The 18270-nt window shown below is 41.2% G+C and carries 17 protein-coding genes; 15 read left to right on the top strand and 2 right to left on the bottom strand.

Annotated elements, in window-relative coordinates:
• From ACFX4I_RS25525 to ACFX4I_RS25540, 4 genes are all read left to right on the top strand, one after another.
• On the top strand, positions 1-1653 hold a 1653-nt coding region (locus ACFX4I_RS25525), incomplete at its 5' end, for a type IA DNA topoisomerase (RefSeq protein WP_377423962.1).
• A gap of 102 nt (positions 1654-1755) precedes the next feature.
• On the top strand, positions 1756-2184 hold the full coding sequence (gene mntR / locus ACFX4I_RS25530; RefSeq protein WP_063234342.1) for a transcriptional regulator MntR: 429 nt from the start codon (positions 1756-1758) through the stop codon (positions 2182-2184).
• Positions 2185-2364: 180 nt separating this feature from the next.
• Positions 2365-3060 (top strand): class I SAM-dependent methyltransferase, encoded by a 696-nt coding sequence (locus ACFX4I_RS25535; protein WP_283931825.1) that lies wholly within the window; start codon positions 2365-2367, stop codon positions 3058-3060.
• Positions 3060-3755, top strand: a complete 696-nt coding sequence (locus ACFX4I_RS25540; RefSeq protein WP_230303686.1) for an AIM24 family protein — start codon at positions 3060-3062, stop codon at positions 3753-3755. The genes ACFX4I_RS25535 and ACFX4I_RS25540 overlap by 1 nt, the downstream gene beginning before the upstream one ends.
• A 106-nt stretch (positions 3756-3861) precedes the next feature.
• On the opposite strand, the gene metA is transcribed toward ACFX4I_RS25540, so the two are convergent.
• On the bottom strand, positions 3862-4770 hold the full coding sequence (gene metA, locus ACFX4I_RS25545; protein WP_230303687.1) for a homoserine O-acetyltransferase MetA: 909 nt from the start codon (positions 4768-4770) through the stop codon (positions 3862-3864).
• A gap of 167 nt (positions 4771-4937) precedes the next feature.
• Between metA and ACFX4I_RS25550 the strand changes: the two genes are divergently transcribed.
• From ACFX4I_RS25550 to ACFX4I_RS25590, 9 genes are all read left to right on the top strand, one after another.
• Entirely contained in the window at positions 4938-5471 is a 534-nt protein-coding gene (locus tag ACFX4I_RS25550) for a hypothetical protein (RefSeq protein ID WP_377423966.1), read from the top strand.
• 77 nt (positions 5472-5548) lie between these two features.
• Positions 5549-6025: a glutathione peroxidase gene (locus ACFX4I_RS25555; RefSeq protein ID WP_230303689.1), complete on the top strand. Its 477-nt coding sequence runs from the start codon at positions 5549-5551 to the stop codon at positions 6023-6025.
• Between the two features lie 137 nt (positions 6026-6162).
• Positions 6163-7008 (top strand): DegV family protein, encoded by an 846-nt coding sequence (locus tag ACFX4I_RS25560; protein ID WP_377423969.1) that lies wholly within the window; start codon positions 6163-6165, stop codon positions 7006-7008.
• A 53-nt stretch (positions 7009-7061) separates the two neighbouring features.
• The gene (locus ACFX4I_RS25565; RefSeq protein WP_230303691.1) at positions 7062-7706 is read left to right on the top strand and encodes an HD domain-containing protein; all 645 of its coding nucleotides are present in this window, start codon (positions 7062-7064) and stop codon (positions 7704-7706) included.
• Positions 7703-9580 (top strand): ABC-F family ATP-binding cassette domain-containing protein, encoded by a 1878-nt coding sequence (locus ACFX4I_RS25570; protein ID WP_377423971.1) that lies wholly within the window; start codon positions 7703-7705, stop codon positions 9578-9580. The genes ACFX4I_RS25565 and ACFX4I_RS25570 overlap by 4 nt, the downstream gene beginning before the upstream one ends.
• Positions 9581-9710: 130 nt before the next feature.
• A complete protein-coding gene (locus ACFX4I_RS25575; protein ID WP_283896802.1) occupies positions 9711-10847 on the top strand; it encodes a conserved virulence factor C family protein in 1137 nt (378 codons plus the stop codon).
• Between the two features lie 355 nt (positions 10848-11202).
• Entirely contained in the window at positions 11203-12873 is a 1671-nt protein-coding gene (gene ilvD / locus ACFX4I_RS25580) for a dihydroxy-acid dehydratase (protein ID WP_034311212.1), read from the top strand.
• A 171-nt stretch (positions 12874-13044) separates the two neighbouring features.
• On the top strand, positions 13045-13473 hold the full coding sequence (locus tag ACFX4I_RS25585; protein ID WP_057277313.1) for a BrxA/BrxB family bacilliredoxin: 429 nt from the start codon (positions 13045-13047) through the stop codon (positions 13471-13473).
• A 76-nt stretch (positions 13474-13549) separates the two neighbouring features.
• Positions 13550-14329 carry a class I SAM-dependent methyltransferase gene (locus ACFX4I_RS25590; protein WP_230303694.1) on the top strand — a complete coding sequence of 260 codons (780 nt, stop codon included), beginning with the start codon at positions 13550-13552 and terminating at the stop codon, positions 14327-14329.
• Here ACFX4I_RS25590 and ggt read toward each other — a convergent pair whose 3' ends face one another.
• Entirely contained in the window at positions 14330-16018 is a 1689-nt protein-coding gene (gene ggt, locus ACFX4I_RS25595; RefSeq protein WP_377423973.1) for a gamma-glutamyltransferase, read from the bottom strand.
• Positions 16019-16454: 436 nt separating this feature from the next.
• Between ggt and ACFX4I_RS25600 the strand changes: the two genes are divergently transcribed.
• Positions 16455-17072 carry a YpjP family protein gene (locus ACFX4I_RS25600; protein WP_377423976.1) on the top strand — a complete coding sequence of 206 codons (618 nt, stop codon included), beginning with the start codon at positions 16455-16457 and terminating at the stop codon, positions 17070-17072.
• A gap of 205 nt (positions 17073-17277) precedes the next feature.
• Complete coding sequence (locus ACFX4I_RS25605) at positions 17278-18048, top strand: TerC family protein (RefSeq protein ID WP_377423978.1); 771 nt, start codon at positions 17278-17280, stop codon at positions 18046-18048.
• The last annotated feature ends 222 nt before the right edge of the window (positions 18049-18270 follow it).

Below are 18270 nucleotides of genomic sequence, written 5' to 3' on the forward strand. Positions count from 1 at the left end.
GGAATGAATGCGTCGAGAGCGTATAGTATTTTATTGAAACAAAGGGGCGTTTCGGATGTGTTTTCAGCTGGAAGGGTTCAGACACCGACTCTCGCCTTGATTGTGAAGCGGGAAATTGAAATTGAGCAATTCAAGTCTGAACCGTTCTGGGAAGTGTTCGCTGACTTCAAGATGGATGGAAAGAAATATCAGGGGAAATGGCAGCAGAACAATGATCCGAGAATCAAGACAAAAGAAATGGCGGATAAAATTGCCGCTTTTTGCAAGGGTAAGGAAGCTGAAATAGCTGAAATGGATACAGAAAGGAAAGAATTTCAGCCGCCTTTGTTATTTAATCTATCGTCATTGCAAGCGACAGTGAACAAGATTTATAAATATTCGCCGAAACAGACGCTTGATATAGTACAAAGTTTATATCAAAAAGGGATCGTTTCTTATCCACGTTCGGATTCCAATTATGTGACGGAGGGGGAAGCCGAAACATTTCCCGATATTTTGCAAAAACTAAGCGGATTTTCGGAATATGAATCCCTGTTTCCTTTGCCACAACCGAACATCATGAATAATAAACGGTTTGTAAATGAAAAGAAAGTGACTGATCACTATGCCATCATCCCGACGGAGCAGGTAACCGACCCAAAGCGGCTTTCCGCTGAAGAACGGAATATTTATGACTTGGTGGTACGCCGCTTGATTGCGGCCCATTATGAGAAAGCCATTTTCGATTACACCACCATTAAAACGCTTGTCGATAAGCGTGCCGAATTCATTTCTAAAGGAAAGCAGCAGATTCAAGAGGGATGGCGCAAAGTGATTTTCCAAAATGACAAGGAAGACGATGATATCATTTTGCCGTCCGTCTCAAAAGGGGATTCTGGAAAGGTCGCCAATATAAAGGTGAAAGAAGGAAAAACCCAGCCTCCTAAGCGCTATACAGAAGGTCAGCTGATCACTTTGATGAAGACTGCCGGAAAGCATCTGGATAATGAAGAGTTAGAAAAGGTGCTGATGAAAACCGAGGGTCTTGGAACCGAAGCAACTCGGGCTGGCATCATTACCATGCTCAAAGACCGTAAATACATCAATGTCAAAAAAAACCAAGTATTTGCGACAGATAAAGGGAAAGTGCTGATTACCGCGATTGGGGAGAAAATCCTGGCTTCACCCGAGATGACAGCCAAATGGGAACAGCGCTTAAGGGAAATCGGTGAAGGGAAGGCTTCAGCTGGCGGCTTTATGGAAGCTGTTAAAAAGATGTCAGCAAAAATTATCAGTGATGCCGTGGAATCATCGGAAAGCTGGGATTTTCAAGGGCTGGACACCGAGTCGATTCAACGGAGCGGCCCAAAAAAGAGAAGTTCGGCATCTGTGGGCAGCTGTAAACTATGCGGTTCTAAGATTGTCGATAAAGGGGAATTCTATGGATGTGTAAGTTATCAAAAAACAAAGTGTAACTTCACTATCTCCAAAAAAATCCTTAATAAGAAAATCAGTCAAGCAAATATAAAAAAGCTGTTGGCGAGCGGTGAAACGGATTTGATAAGCGGTTTTAAAAAAGGGGAAAAGACCTTTGATGCCATTTTATCTTGGTCAGACTCTGAAAAGAAGATCAGTTTTACATTCCCAACAGAACAAAACGTCAAGCAAACTTGAGGAGAAACTTCATTAAAGGCGCCCTGAGACTTATATCTTCTTGTTTCAGGGTCGTTTATATAGTAAAATTTTTAGATATGCGTTTGAATGGGAGGATTCCGAATGCCTACACCGAGCATGGAGGATTACATAGAACAAATTTATTTACTTATTGAAGAAAAAGGATATGCAAGAGTTTCCGATATTGCCGAAAATCTTTCCGTCCACCCTTCTTCTGTTACAAAAATGGTTCAAAAACTTGATCAGGAAAAATATTTGATATATGAAAAGTACCGGGGTCTCGTTTTAACTGCAAATGGGAAAAAAGTGGGTAAAAGGCTCGTATACCGTCATGAACTTTTAGAACAGATGCTAAGGTTGATTGGGGTCAAGGAAGAAAATATTTATCATGATGTAGAGGGGATCGAACACCACCTTAGTTGGAATGCCATCGATAGGATTGGAGACCTGGTTGAATTCTTTGAAGAATCTCCTGACCGTGTCGAGGATTTACGAAAGATACAAAAAAGAAATGAAGAAAATTCAAAATAAGCTGCCGCTGGCAGTTTTTTTTATGTATTTGCAAATCATCTGTATTCCTGAACGAAGTTATAAAAGAGGATTTTTTAATTTTGAACAGAATAGCTATAAAGAAGCCCCGGTATTTTGATTCTGGAAACTGAGTGTTTTTAATATAGTAGGAACTTGCCTAGTTAGGAGGGGGAATTTTTGATGAATTTACATACATGGCATAAAGAATCGAAAAAGGAATGGGATGTTTTTGCACCTATGTGGGTGAAAAATTCGCAAGAAATGTGGGAAACGGGGAGCCGGAAAAACATTATTCCTTTCTTTTCTGAATATGTACCTTCGGGAGTGAAGGTGGCTGACATTGGCTGTGGAGATGGAGTTGGTTCCTTGAAATTGGCCGAAGCGGGATTTGAAGTAACCGGAGTTGATTTATCCAATGTGATGATTGAATTTGCAAAGGGGAAAACCGCTCAACAACCAGAACTTTCTTTCCTGCAAGGGGATTTTTATAATCTTCCATTCAAAGATGAAGAAATGGATGCGGCAATGGTCATTAATTCTTTGGAATATACGGGTGAACCATTAACGGTGATGAAGGAAATTCAACGGGTAATAAAGCCTGGCGGTTATGTCTGTTTTGGAATACTTGGTCCAACAGCTGAACCACGAAAAAAATTCAGTTTTCAACGGTTATTAGGAGATAAAGTCATCATGAATACAATGCAGCCTTGGGAATTTGAAAAAATGGCTTTAGAAACCGGGTGGAAGGCAGTGGCTGATACCGGCGTTGCAAAGAGAGGGGTGGACTATACAAAACTGGGGCATTTTTCAAAGGAGTTAAAGCAAGCTGTATCGTTCATGTGGCTTTTCCTCCTTCAAAAAGAGGTGGGGCAGTGATGGAGAAGTATCAAATCGATCAATTCGTTGAAAAGACGAAACAGCAGGATAAAGGGCAAGGTTTATTCGAACTTGAAACGGAACGAATCCTGGAGATTAATTTGGAACAGCAGATCTGGGCAAAAATGGGGACGATGGTTTCTTATCGCGGCCATATTAAATTCGAGCGGGAAGGTATCTTGGAGCATGGTCTTGGTAAACTCTTCAAAAAGGCTTTGACAGGAGAGGGTGCATCTTTGATGAAAGCGACTGGAAGCGGAAAGCTATACGTCGCGGATCAAGGAAAGAAGATTTCCATTTTACAGTTAAATGGTGAATCGATCTGTGTTAACGGAAATGATTTACTTGCATTTGAGCCGGGGATTCAATGGGATATAAAAATGATGCGGCGCATTGCCGGGTTATTGGCAGGTGGATTGTTCAACGTAAGGCTCGAGGGGAGAGGAATGGTCGCATTCACTTCCCATTATGAGCCGCTTACTTTAATGGTGGAACAAGGGAATCCGGTCTATACTGACCCGAATGCCACAGTGGCTTGGTCAGGGGAATTGCAGCCTGAATTCGTAACGGATGTTTCACTGAAGTCGTTTTTTGGAAGGGGGAGCGGCGAATCCGTTCAAATGAAATTCGAAGGTCAAGGATTTGTGGTCGTCCAACCTTTTGAAGAGGTTTATTTCGGTAATAAGGAATCATGAAACAAACAACCTGAGTCAGAAACTCAGGTTGTTTCCCATGATAATCGGAAGTGTCTGCCCAAAAAACGATTCACTTAAAAGTGAAAGCTTCTTTTTTCTTACCCTTTCAATCCCACTCATAAGGGGTTGATTGGTAGACATAATAGTTCAGCCAATTCGAGAACATCAGGCTGCAATGGCTCTTCCAGCGGTGAAGAGGTACCTTGGTCGGATCGTTATCAGGAAAGTAATTTTCAGGGAGTTTCGTATTGATTCCACGCTCCCTATCGCGCTTGTATTCTTCACCAAGGGTATCGGCATCATACTCGAAATGGCCGGTCACCATAATTCTTTTTCCATCAACTGAAGCAGCAATCAATACACCAGCTTGATCGGACTGTGCGAGAACCTTCAGTTCCGGATGGTTAACTAATTTTTGATAGTCAATATCCGTATGGCGAGAATGAGGGGCCATAAAATAATCATCGAATCCGCGGACTAGATTTTCATTCGGTTCAAGGACCTCATGGGTGTATATCCCGAAGCATTTCTCTGGAAGTTCGTATTTGCCTATTCCATAATGATGGTACAGGGCAGCTTGTGCCCCCCAACAAATATGTAGGGTGGATGTGACATTTTCGCTTGACCAGTTCATGATACTTTGCAGTTCTTCCCAATAATTAACGTCTGAAAATCCCAGCTTTTCTACTGGAGCGCCTGTAATGATCAAGCCGTCATATTTCTTCGTGCGGATATCATTAAATGATTTGTAAAATTGATCTAAATGAAATTTACTTGTGTTTTTTGATTCATGTGTGCTCAAGCGCAGGAATGATATATTTACTTGAATCGGAGTATTGCCAAGAAAGCGCAGTAACTGGGCCTCCGTTTTTTCTTTCTCTGGCATTAGGTTTAAAATTAATATATTCAATGGACGGATTTCCTGATTGGTAGCTCTTTCCTCATCCATTACGAAGATATTTTCCTGTTCTAAAATTTCCCTTGCTGGCAGTTGTTCCGGAATTCTGATTGGCATGATTAGCCTCCTTCTCCAAAAATCATAATATTTTAATTATATAGAAAATTATTGAATAGAAAAGCTATTTTAATAATTTCTTGTAAATCCCGAAGGAAATGGCCTGGGAATGGTAAAATGGGAAGATATGAATACATAAACTATGAAGTTGGAGAGGTGTTTGGAGATTGTTTGATCCTACAGCATTTGAGAACATGAAAGTGGTATTGGAAGGAGCGGTTTATGATCGTGACTTCATTGGAGATATATTGGTCATAAAACGTGATGATATAGTGAATCTCTCGACTATGTCCAGATCATATAAGATTGAGATGGAATTGAAAAAACCAATCGCGCCTATTTCGATTAGCGGTGCCATTGAGTTACAGGCTTCACTGAAGAACCTAAGTTCGGAGTTACTTGATGCAGCTATTGATGATACGCATTCGGGCTGCACGGTCGATATTTTTATTACTTTTCCCAAAAAGCTCGATGAAGTGAATGCTGAACAATTGTTGAATGACCTGGAAAAGATTTGGGGAGATCAGAGAATCATTACAGTGACGACCAGCGATACGGTCAGTAAAAAAATGCAACACGTTACTTCTTCTATATATAAAGTTTCATTTGGAAGGCTTGTAAAAGAAGAGCAAATGGATGATTTGGAAGACATGGTAGAGTATTTGATTCAATCCATACAAGCAGTGAAGATTCAGGGATGATAGGAAAGGATAAAAGTTGGTAAACCTACCTTTAAATACGGTAAAATGAATCATCATACTAAAGGGAGAGATCATACATGTCCATTTACGAATTTGAAGTCAATAAAATCAATGGCGAAACCATCTCGCTTAAGGAATATAGAGGGAAAGTGATGATTATAGTGAATACCGCAAGCAAATGCGGTTTTTCGCCACAGTATGATGATTTGCAAAGCCTGTATGTGCAATATAAAGAGGATGGGGTTGTCGTGCTTGGTTTTCCTTGTAATCAGTTTTTGAATCAGGAGCCTGGTGATGATCTGGAAATCGATTCATACTGCAAATTAAATTATGGTATAACATTCCCGATGTTTGCAAAAGTGAATGTCAATGGCAAGGAAGCCCATCCCTTATTCAGTTACTTGACTGAAAATGCGCCTGGAGTGATGGGGTCCAAATCGATAAAATGGAATTTTACAAAGTTCTTGATTGATCGTAATGGAAATATAGTGAGCCGGTATGCACCTAAAACAAAACCTCTGGAAATGGAAGAGGATATAAAAAAATTATTATGAAGAATGATATTGAGTCCAACGGAAGCTCCAGTTGGGCTCTTTTTTTGAGGTAAGATATTTATATGCATCCGTATTTAAAAGGGGACAGATGGTTGGGATGTTGAATATAATGGAAGACACAAATGAGGGGGGAAACCATGGAACGAATTGCATGGGTAACAGATAGTACGGGAACTTTAGATGAAGAATTATCATTGAATGAACATGTTTACGTCGTTCCGATGGTCGTCATCATCGATGGGAAGGAATATGAAGATGGCGTCGACCTATTACCTGAGGAATTATACCGGCGGATGAGTGAGGAAAAAATCACCGCCACCACGTCACAGCCCTCGGTCGGCAGATTCCAGGAATTATATAAGGAGCTTGAAAAACGCTATGATCGAATAATAGCCGTACATCTTTCCAGTGAATTGAGCGGGACGGTTTCTGCGAGCAGGCAAGCTGCACAAATGGTTACGATCCCTGTTGACGTTTTTGATACTTTACTTATTTCCTTTCCAATGCTATTAATCTTGAAACGGCTCATGCATTATATTGAGAATGGCGATTCCATCAATGAAGCATTCGTCAAAACGAGAATGTATGCGGATAACCATGAGACCTATGTAATGATAGGCTCTTTAGATCAGCTGCATCGCAGCGGCAGGTTAACAAACGCACAGTATATTCTAGGAAGCCTATTGAGCTTTAAACCCATCATTTCAATCGAAAATGGTGTGCTTCATACTAAATCTAAACCTAGGAACCTTAAAAAAGCGGAAAAACAGATCTTCACTGATTTTCACAGATCAGTCGAAGCGGGAAAAGTAAAAGAATGCACCATTTTATATGGTGCAGTTTCGGAGCAGGCACAAAGATGGAAAAAGATGATTACCGAAGAATTTCCTCATGTGTTGATCCATGTATCCCCACTGGGCAGTGCCATCGGGGTGCATACCGGTGAACAGACGATTGGGATCAGTTGGTTCAATGAAGATTAAAGCACACCATTTTTGAGAACCATGGTAAAATAAAAGGGACATGGAGTGGTGATATGAAACAAACGATGATTGAATTGACGGAGAAGTATGTATATGACCAATTGAATTCTGATGCCAGCGGCCATGATTGGTTCCATATCGATCGTGTTCGTAAGCTGGCTTTACATATTGCAAAAGAAGAACGAAAAGGAAATGAGTTTATCATTGAATTGGCGGCTCTGCTTCATGATATCCCGGATGATAAACTGAACCAGGGGGCCGATGAGGGCTGGAAAAAGCTTGACGTTTGGTTTGATGAAATAAAGTTGGATATTGATAGTGTTGATGCCATCAAACAGATCATCAATACAATTTCATATAGTGCAGGGCAGTTGAAGCTTCCTTCGATCGAGGCTGAAATTGTTCAGGATGCGGACCGCTTGGATGCAATTGGTGCCATTGGCATAGCCAGGACATTTGCATTTGGCGGAAAAAAGGGACAACTTATGTATGATCCTTCATTGTCCATAAGGGAAAACATGACCAAGAAGGAATACAGGAATGGCAAAAGCTCTTCCATTCATCACTTTCATGAAAAATTATTGCGATTGCAAGATATGCTCAATACTTGTACAGCCAAGAAGATTGCAAGTGAAAGGCATGAATATATGGTTGGATTTTTAAAGGAATTTAATAAGGAATGGGATGTACGATTATGAAAGTTTTTAGCATGGAACATGTAATGAAAACCCAAGGGGAAAAGCTGCTTTTTAAAGATGTCTCTTTTTCCATTACCGAAGGGGAAAAAATCGGGATCGTTGGTATAAACGGCACCGGCAAATCGACATTATTGAATATCATCGCAGGCTTGGAAGACAGTGATTTAGGAACGAAGGATCATCCGAATGATTACACGATTTCCTATCTATCCCAAGATCCGCATTTTGATGAGAAATTGACGATCATGGAATATATGTATAAAAGTTCAACTCCTGTATTTTCGTTGATTAAGGAGTATGAAAAGACGCTCGTTCAACTCCAGGTAGATCCACAGAATAGCGTAATACAGGACCGTTTGTTAAAGCAGCAACAGGATATGGACACGCTTGGTGCCTGGGATACAAGTGCCAATGCCAGAACGATACTGACCAAGCTTGGTCTTCCAGATCACTCAAGGAAATTGGGGGAACTGTCAGGTGGCCAAAAAAAACGTGCGGCCCTGGCAAAAACCTTGATTGAGACCCCTGATTTACTGATTTTGGATGAGCCTACGAACCATCTCGATTTTGAAAGCATCACTTGGCTTGAAGAATATTTGGGGAAATATCAAAAGTCCGTTTTATTTGTGACCCATGATCGATATTTCCTTGATCGCGTGTCCAATAAGATTTGGGAAATTGCCCAAACGCAGCTATTCGAATACAAAGGAAACTATGGGGATTATTTAGAATCAAAGGCCATTCGTGAAGAGAACGAAACGGCTGAAAGATCGAAAAAGGAAAGTCTATTCAAAAAAGAACTGGCCTGGATCCGTAAAGGCGCAAAGGCCCGTACAACGAAACAAAAGGCCAGGATCCAACGCTTCGAAACATTGGAATCAGGTGTAAAAGATAAACAGAAAACCGAGAACCTGGAAATGGAATTAAGCGGTGCCCGCCTTGGGAAAAAGGTACTCGAGATGCAGGATGTTTCTAAATCATTCGGTGATCGAACCATTATCAACCATTTTTCCTTCCTCTTCAAACCGGGTGATCGAATTGGGATCGTCGGTAATAATGGCAGTGGAAAATCAACCTTGTTAAATATCCTGGCCGGACGGGAATCTATAGATGAAGGAAACCTGGAAAAAGGGCAAACCGTGAAAATAGGGTACTATACGCAAGAAAGCGTCGATATGGATGAGAATTTGCGCATGATCGAGTATATTCGGGAAACGGCGGATTCAATCGCCCTTAAAGATGGTAGTTTCATATCGGCTGCGCAGATGCTTGAAAGGTTCTTGTTTCCAATGGGCTCTCATGGGACGCCTATTCGCAAGCTTTCCGGAGGGGAGAAAAGGCGTTTATATCTTCTTAACATTTTGATGTCGGCACCTAATGTCCTGCTTTTGGATGAACCGACGAATGATTTGGACACGCAAACCTTGACCGTTCTGGAGGATTATTTAGAAACGTTTTCAGGTGTAGTCATTACTGTATCACATGATAGGTATTTCCTGGATAAGACGTGCCATCAGCTTCTTGTTTTCCAGAATAAAGCTGAAATTGATTTCTATTACGGCAATTATTCAGAGTTCTTGGAAGAAAAGACTGAAGAGGCCGTACCAGTAAAAGCACCAGAACCTCAGATGAACCGGACCGAAAAGAAAAAGAAAAAACTAACTTATGCGGAAAGTAAGGAATGGGAAGAGATAGAAGGGAACATGGAACGGGTCGAGTTGCGCCTGAAAGACATAACATCAGAAATGTCAGCAGCGGGAAGCGATTTTGAAAAAGTCCGCCTGCTGCTTGAAGAAGAAAAGGAACTAACGGATAAATTAGACCATTTGATGGAAAGATGGACGTATTTAGCGGAAAAATTGGAAGAGGAATGAGCGAGATGACCGGTCCAAGGGAGCAAACTTGGATCGGTCTTTTTTTAGCCAATCTCAATTGCATGAGAATCTGTTGCCGATGTGATAATATCTAGTACATGGAAACGTCTTGTTAAAGGAGAGAAATGCATTGAAAATTAAGTCGATAGAACCTACACCAAGTCCGAATACAATGAAAATCAATTTAACTGAAGAGCTATTAGCTGGTAAAAGCAATAATTATAAGAAAGATCAAGCTGACCAGGCACCCCAGCTGATTAGGGATTTATTTACGATCGAGGGAGTGAAAGGGGTATATCATGTTGCGGACTTCTTAGCGGTTGAGCGAAATGCGAAATATGATTGGAAAGATATCTTGGTCCAAATCCGTCAAGTTTTCGGGGAAAAAACCGAAGAACAAAATCAACAAACGGCATTAAATGAACATTACGGTGAAGTAACTGTTGCCATTCAACAATTCAAGGGCATTCCGATGCAAATTAAAGCAAGTGATAGCCAACACGAAAAACGTTTTGCCTTACCGGATTATTTCATAAAGGGCATTTCCGCTGCCCAAAAAGAAGATGACAATGTAGTCCTGCTTCGAAAATGGAAGGATTATGGCGTAAGATATGGTGATATGGAAGATATCGTGAAGGAAGTATCCGATGAGTTGATTGCAGCTTACCCGGAAGAACGAATTAATCGGCTGGTAGCCGCTGCAAAAGAAATGGTGGATACGAAGGAAGCAATTTTGAAACGACCAAAAATTAAACTGACTGCAGAAATGCTGAATGACGAAAGCTGGGAAAAGCGATATCAGGCTTTAGAACAAATGGAAGATCCAACGGTTGATGATATACCCGTATTGGACATGGCACTCTCCGATAGTAAGGTCTCCATTCGAAGGCTCGCGGTAGTATACTTGGGTATGATCGAAGATAGAAAAGTGCTTCCGAGCTTGTATAAAGCATTGAAAGATAAAAGTGCAGCCGTAAGACGTACGGCTGGGGATTGTTTATCCGATCTTGGCTTTGAAGAAGCGATGGGAGAAATGTCTCAATCACTTTCGGATAAAAATAAATTGGTTAGATGGAGGGCGGCTATGTTTTTATATGAAGTGGGAAATGAAACGACCCTCCCTTATCTTAAGCAAGCGGAACAGGACCCTGAATTCGAAGTGGCCCTGCAGGTCAAGATGGCCATTGACCGTATAGAAAATGGGGAAGAAGCAAAAGGTTCGGTTTGGAAGCAAATGACAGAATCAAGACAAGCGAATGACAAGTGAGATTTAATGGGAATAACTTAATGGAACCTAAAATGGTTACAGGCAAAAGGCATGCGGATGATTTAATCCGTATGCCTTTTTATTTTTGAAGTGGATCTTCAATTCATTTGACATTCTTTCCCTAGGTCGAATTCCAAAACATTCAAAATGGCTAATTTTTCGATATACATAAGTTTTATGATATAAATTTGATCTCTATTATTTTAGTAAAATGATTTTTGTAGATATTTAGTGTTGAATGGTTGCATTTGTATGTAAATATGTTAGAATTTTTAGAGTATACTAAAAATTATATTATATTGAATCATTAAACATTTAGTGGAAATTGGGGGAACAACAAATGTCTACATCAAATATGAGAAGTGACATGATTACAAAAGGAGTCGATCGAGCTCCACATAGAAGTCTGTTGCGGGCAGCAGGGGTTAAAGAAGAAGATTTCGGTAAACCGTTCATCGCGGTTTGTAATTCTTACATCGATATCGTTCCAGGTCATGTCCACCTTCAGGAATTCGGAAAAATAGTGAAGGAAGCGATTCGCGAAGCTGGCGGTGTTCCTTTCGAATTTAATACGATTGGGGTAGACGATGGAATTGCAATGGGTCATATTGGTATGCGCTATTCTTTGCCAAGTCGTGAAATCATCGCGGATTCCGTGGAAACTGTCGTATCAGCACATTGGTTTGACGGTATGGTTTGCATTCCCAACTGTGACAAGATAACCCCGGGAATGATGATGGGAGCACTTCGTGTCAATATTCCAACAATATTCGTAAGCGGCGGACCCATGAAAGCAGGTAAAGACAAAAACGGTAAATCCCTTTCATTAACATCCGTTTTTGAAGGTGTGGGCGCTTATCAAGCAGGTAATATCAATGAAGAAGATTTGCAGGAAATCGAGCAAGTTGCCTGCCCTACTTGCGGTTCTTGTTCAGGAATGTTCACGGCAAACTCCATGAACTGCCTGGCAGAAGGCTTAGGACTTGCGCTTCCGGGAAATGGAACGATTTTGGCGGTAGCCGAAGAACGTAAGGAATTCGTTAAGAAATCCGCTAAACAGTTGATGGAGATAATCAAACAGGATATCAAGCCTCGTGATATCGTAACGATTGATGCAATTGATAATGCATTTGCCTTGGATATGGCGATGGGCGGTTCGACCAACACTGTTCTTCATACACTTGCATTGGCACATGAAGCAGGTTTTGAATATCCAATGGAACGCATAAATGAAATAGCTAACCGCGTACCGCATCTAGCGAAAATCGCACCGGCATCCGATTATCATATTGAAGATGTACATAATGCCGGTGGTGTAAGTGCCGTCATTAACGAGTTACTCAAAAAACCAGGTGCCTTTAATGGGGACTGCCTTTCTGTCTCAGGTAAAACGCTCCGCGAAAATGTTGCCGGTTGTGAAATATTGGACAAGGATGTAATCCATCCATTGGATAATCCGCATTCTGAGCGTGGCGGGCTTGCGGTATTGTTCGGTAACCTTGCTCCTCAAGGCTCCATCGTAAAAGTGGGCGCAGTTGACGCATCAGTGGGCGGTTATCACAGGGGTCCTGCCATTTGTTTCGACTCCCAGGAAGATGCACTTTCCGGAATCATTACCGGAAAGGTTAAAGAAGGGGATGTAGTGGTCATTCGTTACGAAGGGCCTAAAGGTGGGCCGGGTATGCCGGAAATGTTGGCACCCACTTCCCAAATCGTCGGGAGGGGACTTGGAGCGAAAGTCGGTTTGATCACCGATGGCCGCTTTTCAGGGGCATCCCGAGGCATAAGCATTGGTCATATATCCCCGGAAGCAGCTGAGGGAGGCCCGATCGCCTTTGTTGAAGATGGAGATATCATCGAATTGGATTTGAATAATCGTAAAATCCAATTGGAAATTTCCGATGAAGAATTCGAAAAACGCAAAGCCAATTGGAAAGGCTTCGAGTCAAAGGTCAGGACAGGCTATTTAGCACGTTATTCCAAACTTGTGACGAATGCCAGCTCAGGCGGAGTGATGAAAGTTTAAGTTAAAAGGAAGACTAAAACATGGTGGCAGAATGAAACTGGATTCTGTCACCATGTTTTTTTGTGAAGAACAATGAAATTTTACAAAGCTTTAAGCGTCTTTTTTGCATATGCACTCAAGAATATAGTATCATTATACTAATTGAAGAATTGTAACCAAGGAGGTTTTTTTATGTCGATGGCATATGATGAATATATGAAACAAATGGTGAAACCAATGCGCGCGGAACTGGTGCAGGCAGGTTTTGATGAGTTGGAATCCGCTGAAGCGGTTGAAAACTTTATGGAATCGGTAGAAGGTACGACACTTGTGGTCGTGAATTCAGTTTGCGGCTGTGCTGCCGGGTTAGCCCGTCCAGCTGCTACTCAAGCCGTACTCCAAGCGGACAATAAGCCAGATCATTTGGTAACTGTATTCGCAGGCCAAGATAAGGAAGCGACAGCTAAAATGCGCGAATACTTCGATGGAATAGAACCTTCTTCACCATCCATGGCTCTTTTAAAGGGCAAAGAGGTCGTACATTTCATTCCACGCCATGATATAGAAGGACAGCCAATGGAAGCTATCATGGAAAATTTATTGGCAGCGTTCAGTAAGTAAATAAGTGATGAAGCGGAATGTCCTGGAAACAGGGCATTCTTTTCAAATTTTAAGAGAGTATGAAGGGGTAGGATTCATGTTTGTCACAACAGTAGGAAGAGCCGATAAAGAAACGATGATATTAGCCAAAAGGTTAGCTGAAGAATTACAAATCCCCTTTATAGCCAGAAGAAAAAGATCGGTCAGAGATATCCAGGCGGAACAGAATGAAGATGATTGCCTTGTTTTTGGTAAAAAGCGGATGGAGTTATATCGATACCAGGAAAAAGAACCATTCTTTTTTCACCCGAACCTAGCGATGATCCGTATAAAAAGAATAATGCGCGGAGAGAGTGATCCATTTCTCATTGCCGGAGATATAAATGAAGGGAACGCTGTGCTTGATTGTACCTTGGGATTGGGCTCTGATGCAATTGTCGCAAGTTTTGCAGTGGGTGAACATGGACAGGTTGTCGCATTGGAAGGAAATCAATATTTGGCTTTGCTCGTGGACCGTGGAATGAAAACATGGGAGGATGCAGAAGAAAAAATGATTTCTGCGATGAGAAGAGTTGAGGTCATGCACGGTGATCATTACGAAATATTGAAAACATTGCCGGATAATCATTTTGATGTCGTATATTTCGATCCCATGTTTGAAGAAACGATTCAGGAATCGAATGGAATCAGGGGACTGACTCATTTTGCGGATGGTAAGGATCTATCGGTGGAAATAATGAAAGAAGCCAAGCGGGTTGCGCGCAAGAGAGTCGTGTTGAAAGACCATTACCGCAGCTCCCGCTTTGAGGAATTTGGATTTGAGGTAATAAAAAGAAAAACATCCAAATTCCATTTTGGCTTCATTTCCATCCAGTGATCACGATTTATAATCTGTTTCGTCCAGACCCATGGCACAGCCTTCCCGGCTTGAATCGGCAGCACCATAGTTCGAGCCATCAGGGTTGATTTGAATCGCTTGGACATTCCCTATAGAGTGGGGAACTTCATTAAAGGCGAAGCCCATTGCTTCCAATTGGCCTTTGCTAGTCATATCCATTCCAGGCTCCCATTCAATATGAGGGCCCATCGGAGTGAAAATTCTAGGTTCTTCGATGGCTGCTTTCAAATCCATTTTTAAATCGAGTACATTAATGATTGTTTGTACGACTGAACTGATGATGGTTGGTCCTCCTGGTGAACCTAACGTCAGAATCGGTTCGCCGTCTTTAAAGATGATGGTCGGACTTTTACAGCTGACTGGGCGTTTATTGGGCTGCACTTCATTCATGCCGCCTGGAATGGAATCAAAATCAGTCAGTTCGTTATTCAGCATGAAACCATAGTCGGAAACCATAATGCCTGATCCGAATGGATGTTCCACTGTAGAAGTGCATGCTGCGATATTACCCCATCTGTCACGGACAGTGAAATGTGTCGTTTCACTGATCTCTTCTTCATTAGGTTGCGGAATGACTTCCCTTTGTTGCACGGAATCATAAATCCAAGGGTTTCCGAAGTCAATGGCATTATTTCTTGACTTGAAATTAATGAATGAGCGGCGTTTAGCTATATAATCATCATGCATGAGACCCGCCAATGGCAATTCGGCAAATTCGGGATCAGCGAGAAATGCTTTTTTATCTGTAAATGCCAGACGCATCGCTTCTGCAATTAAATAATATTTTTCCCAAGAACGGACATCATATTGTTCTATATGGAAGCTCTCCAATATTTTTAGGATTTGGATGACAGTGAATCCGCCAGCACTTGGGGCATTCGAAGATGCGATTAGATAATCCTTATAAGTCCCATACATGGGTACATCTATAGTAGCTTTATAGTCCTTTAAATCAGAAAGCTCCATGAACCCTCCAAGTTCCTGGATGCAGGAAATGATGCCCTCTCCGATTTCACCTTCATAAAAAGCGGAAATGCCTTCACGCTGTAATATCCGATAGGTATTCGCCAGTTTTTCTTTTATGAGCAAATCGCCATCTTGATACGCTTTTCCGTTTGGCATGAAGAACTTACGCGCTTCATCACCCAATCGATATTCAAAATTTTTAAGTGCATCGCAAAGAACCCAATTGACGGGAACTCCTTTTTCAGCAAATTCAATGGATGGCTCGATGAGGTCCGCTAATGGCTTGCTGCCATTTTCGGCGAGTGCTTCATCCATAGCTTTCAGTATTCCGGGGATGCCAACCGCTGTAGCTTTGATTGATCTTTCTTTAAATGGGATGACTTCCCCTTTTTCATCAAGAAACATGTCTCGATGTGCGGCTTTAGGTGCCCTTACATGGCCATCGTATATTTTCGTTTCTTTATCTTTAGCGTTATATACCATTAGGAAACCACTTCCGCCGATACCAGTCATCATGGGTTCCACAATATTTAGGGCAAATTGGATGGCAACAGCCGCATCGACAGCATTTCCACCTTCACGTAATATTTTTTCCCCAATGGAAGTGGCTACGGGATGAGCTGTAACGACCATTCCGGCGTTCCCTTTATCTGTTTCCCTTTTGTAATCCTTATCTTTAATGATTTCATTGTTGTTTTCCAAAATGATTCCTCCATTATTCAGTCCTTTTACCTGCCAAAAGGTTAGGCTTATGTTTGAGTGAAAAGAAAACCTTGTCATTGTAGAAAAATGACAAGGAGATTTTTCGTAGGTATTCATTTATTCTTAATCAGCAAATGATAAATATACGAAAAATGCTAATGTTACAAGACATAAAGCCACCATGGCAGTCGAAGCCATATAAGACCCCTCCTTAAAAAGACTTGAATCTAATTAATTTCTCCAATAATCGTCAAAATCCTTCATTAAAATGTAAAATTGTTGATATTTACTAAAAAAGTTCTGGTTCATAATGTTTATATAGGTATATATCCTTTTTTTTGATTTTCAAAACATGGGTAACTATATATTCGTAATTACCAAAAAATAAAAGTATACTAAATATAAAGACAATACAAAAAAGGAGGGGGAGTGTGAGTTGAAAGCAGCGGTTTGGTTCAGGAAAAGTCTCGTCATTTTAGTATCCGTTTTGACGTTTGGTCTTGTCACTCCTTCAGATCTGGCGTGGCTAGCGGAAGCCGATTCGTTAAAGGATACTAAAAAAGGATTAGTGGAAGAAGAGGGATTAGCCTATCTTCCTTCTCAGAATTCAACTGAACGTGAGGAAGAATTCAACCGGGAAGAATTTTTATCGGGCATTCTGAATAAGGCAGAGGAAAACGCATTTATGAAATTTGGCGAAAAGATCAATCCTAAAATTGGCGATGAGTTCAAAATGGCCATATTACCAAAAATGGAAGAAGCCATTACAGAAATGGCTGCACAATTTCCAGATGAAAAATTACAGCAATTAACCATCACTGAGCAGCCGAGTGCAGGCAGGGCCGAGAAGATATTTCATATTTATGATTCAATCAGCGGGAAGGATATCATCCGATTCCATGTCAGGCAGGAAAATCCTCCACTGGAGGGGCATTGGTTCGATTTTCACTATCATACCCATCATGATTCATTTGCCACCCATTATAATATCGGGAAAATATATTGGGATAAAAATACGCCGCCAGAGTGGACGAGTAAACAAAGGCTCTCATAGTGGTTGGTCTCGTTGATTTTATTTAAATGGAAGAGTATGATGAAATGAAAATGAATTTCTAATAAGCATCGAATGATACGTTGTCATGCAACGTATTTATTTTGTGTTTAAATAAAAGTAGAGTTAGTTTTTATCATAACGGGGAACAATGTTATTTTAAAAGGTTTTCTAATTTTGCTGTTATAGTAGCAGAGGAGTCTTTATCATGTCAGAGTGGTTAAATAACATCATGCAAACGTATGCTCAATTTTTTGACTGGCATATGTGGGGGGAGGTTTTATCCGACCCGGTGAGCTGGGGATTGATTGGAACGCTCGTATTAATGGAAGGATTACTATCAGCGGATAACGCTCTGGTATTAGCTGTAATGGTCAGGCACCTTCCTGAAAAACAACGGAAAAAAGCCCTTTTTTATGGTTTATTAGGTGCTTACGCTTTTAGATTCATTGCGATAGGAATCGGTGTTTTCCTCATTAAGCTTTGGTGGGTGAAGGTGATTGGGGCCGCCTACCTTGGCTGGCTCTCTTTTAAATACTTTAGGAATAAAAGAAAGAAACAAGCTGGAATTGATGAAGATATCCAGGGAATGAGTAAAAACAGCATACTGATCCGTATGTTTGGTACATTATGGGGAACGGTTGCAGCAGTTGAATTGATGGATATAGCATTTTCCGTCGATAGTGTCTTGGCCGCATTCGGGGTGAGTGAAAAAGTCTGGGTCCTTTTGACAGGCGGTATGATTGGTGTCTTGATGATGCGGGGAGTGGCGGGGTTATTTCTCAAATTGATAGATAAGGTTCCTGAATTGGAAACTGCCGCTTATGTCCTTATCGGATTTATTGCTATAAAAATGCTAATGGCCGTTGCAGGGATCGAAATACCGTCTGCGATCTTTTTTGCCTTTATTTTGCTGATTTTCGGCACCACGATCGTATTTCATTTTAAGAAAGGGAAAAGGCTCAAGGAACATGGTTGAGCACAATTTAAAAAAGCTGACATCAAAAATGACGTCAGCTTTTTGTCTCCAAAAGAGGTTCGGAATGATCTCATCCCGGATCACATTATTCCTCTCCAAATTCGATTTTTACCATTCTCGATCTCTCCGTGTCCAGTTAGCATTTTTCTTTAAATTAATGGCAGCGAAAGTAAGCATCGCCTGCATCGACAATTTTTTAAGTCCCCTTAAAGTAGTCCAACG

Origin of the sequence: Peribacillus sp. YIM B13472, assembly GCF_042788005.1 — a bacterium.
GTDB lineage: Bacteria > Bacillota > Bacilli > Bacillales > DSM-1321 > Peribacillus > Peribacillus simplex_E.

What these genes read in the sequence shown, in the direction of transcription:
- mntR (WP_063234342.1), top strand. Translation starts at nt 1,756, where the DNA reads ATGCCTACACCGAGCATGGAGGATTACATAGAACAAATTTATTTACTT.
- ACFX4I_RS25535 (WP_283931825.1), top strand. Translation starts at nt 2,365, where the DNA reads ATGAATTTACATACATGGCATAAAGAATCGAAAAAGGAATGGGATGTT.
- ACFX4I_RS25540 (WP_230303686.1), top strand. Translation starts at nt 3,060, where the DNA reads ATGGAGAAGTATCAAATCGATCAATTCGTTGAAAAGACGAAACAGCAG.
- metA (WP_230303687.1), bottom strand. Translation starts at nt 4,770, where the DNA reads ATGCCAATCAGAATTCCGGAACAACTGCCAGCAAGGGAAATTTTAGAA.
- ACFX4I_RS25555 (WP_230303689.1), top strand. Translation starts at nt 5,549, where the DNA reads ATGTCCATTTACGAATTTGAAGTCAATAAAATCAATGGCGAAACCATC.
- ACFX4I_RS25560 (WP_377423969.1), top strand. Translation starts at nt 6,163, where the DNA reads ATGGAACGAATTGCATGGGTAACAGATAGTACGGGAACTTTAGATGAA.
- ACFX4I_RS25565 (WP_230303691.1), top strand. Translation starts at nt 7,062, where the DNA reads ATGAAACAAACGATGATTGAATTGACGGAGAAGTATGTATATGACCAA.
- ACFX4I_RS25570 (WP_377423971.1), top strand. Translation starts at nt 7,703, where the DNA reads ATGAAAGTTTTTAGCATGGAACATGTAATGAAAACCCAAGGGGAAAAG.
- ilvD (WP_034311212.1), top strand. Translation starts at nt 11,203, where the DNA reads ATGAGAAGTGACATGATTACAAAAGGAGTCGATCGAGCTCCACATAGA.
- ACFX4I_RS25585 (WP_057277313.1), top strand. Translation starts at nt 13,045, where the DNA reads ATGTCGATGGCATATGATGAATATATGAAACAAATGGTGAAACCAATG.
- ACFX4I_RS25590 (WP_230303694.1), top strand. Translation starts at nt 13,550, where the DNA reads ATGTTTGTCACAACAGTAGGAAGAGCCGATAAAGAAACGATGATATTA.
- ACFX4I_RS25605 (WP_377423978.1), top strand. Translation starts at nt 17,278, where the DNA reads ATGTCAGAGTGGTTAAATAACATCATGCAAACGTATGCTCAATTTTTT.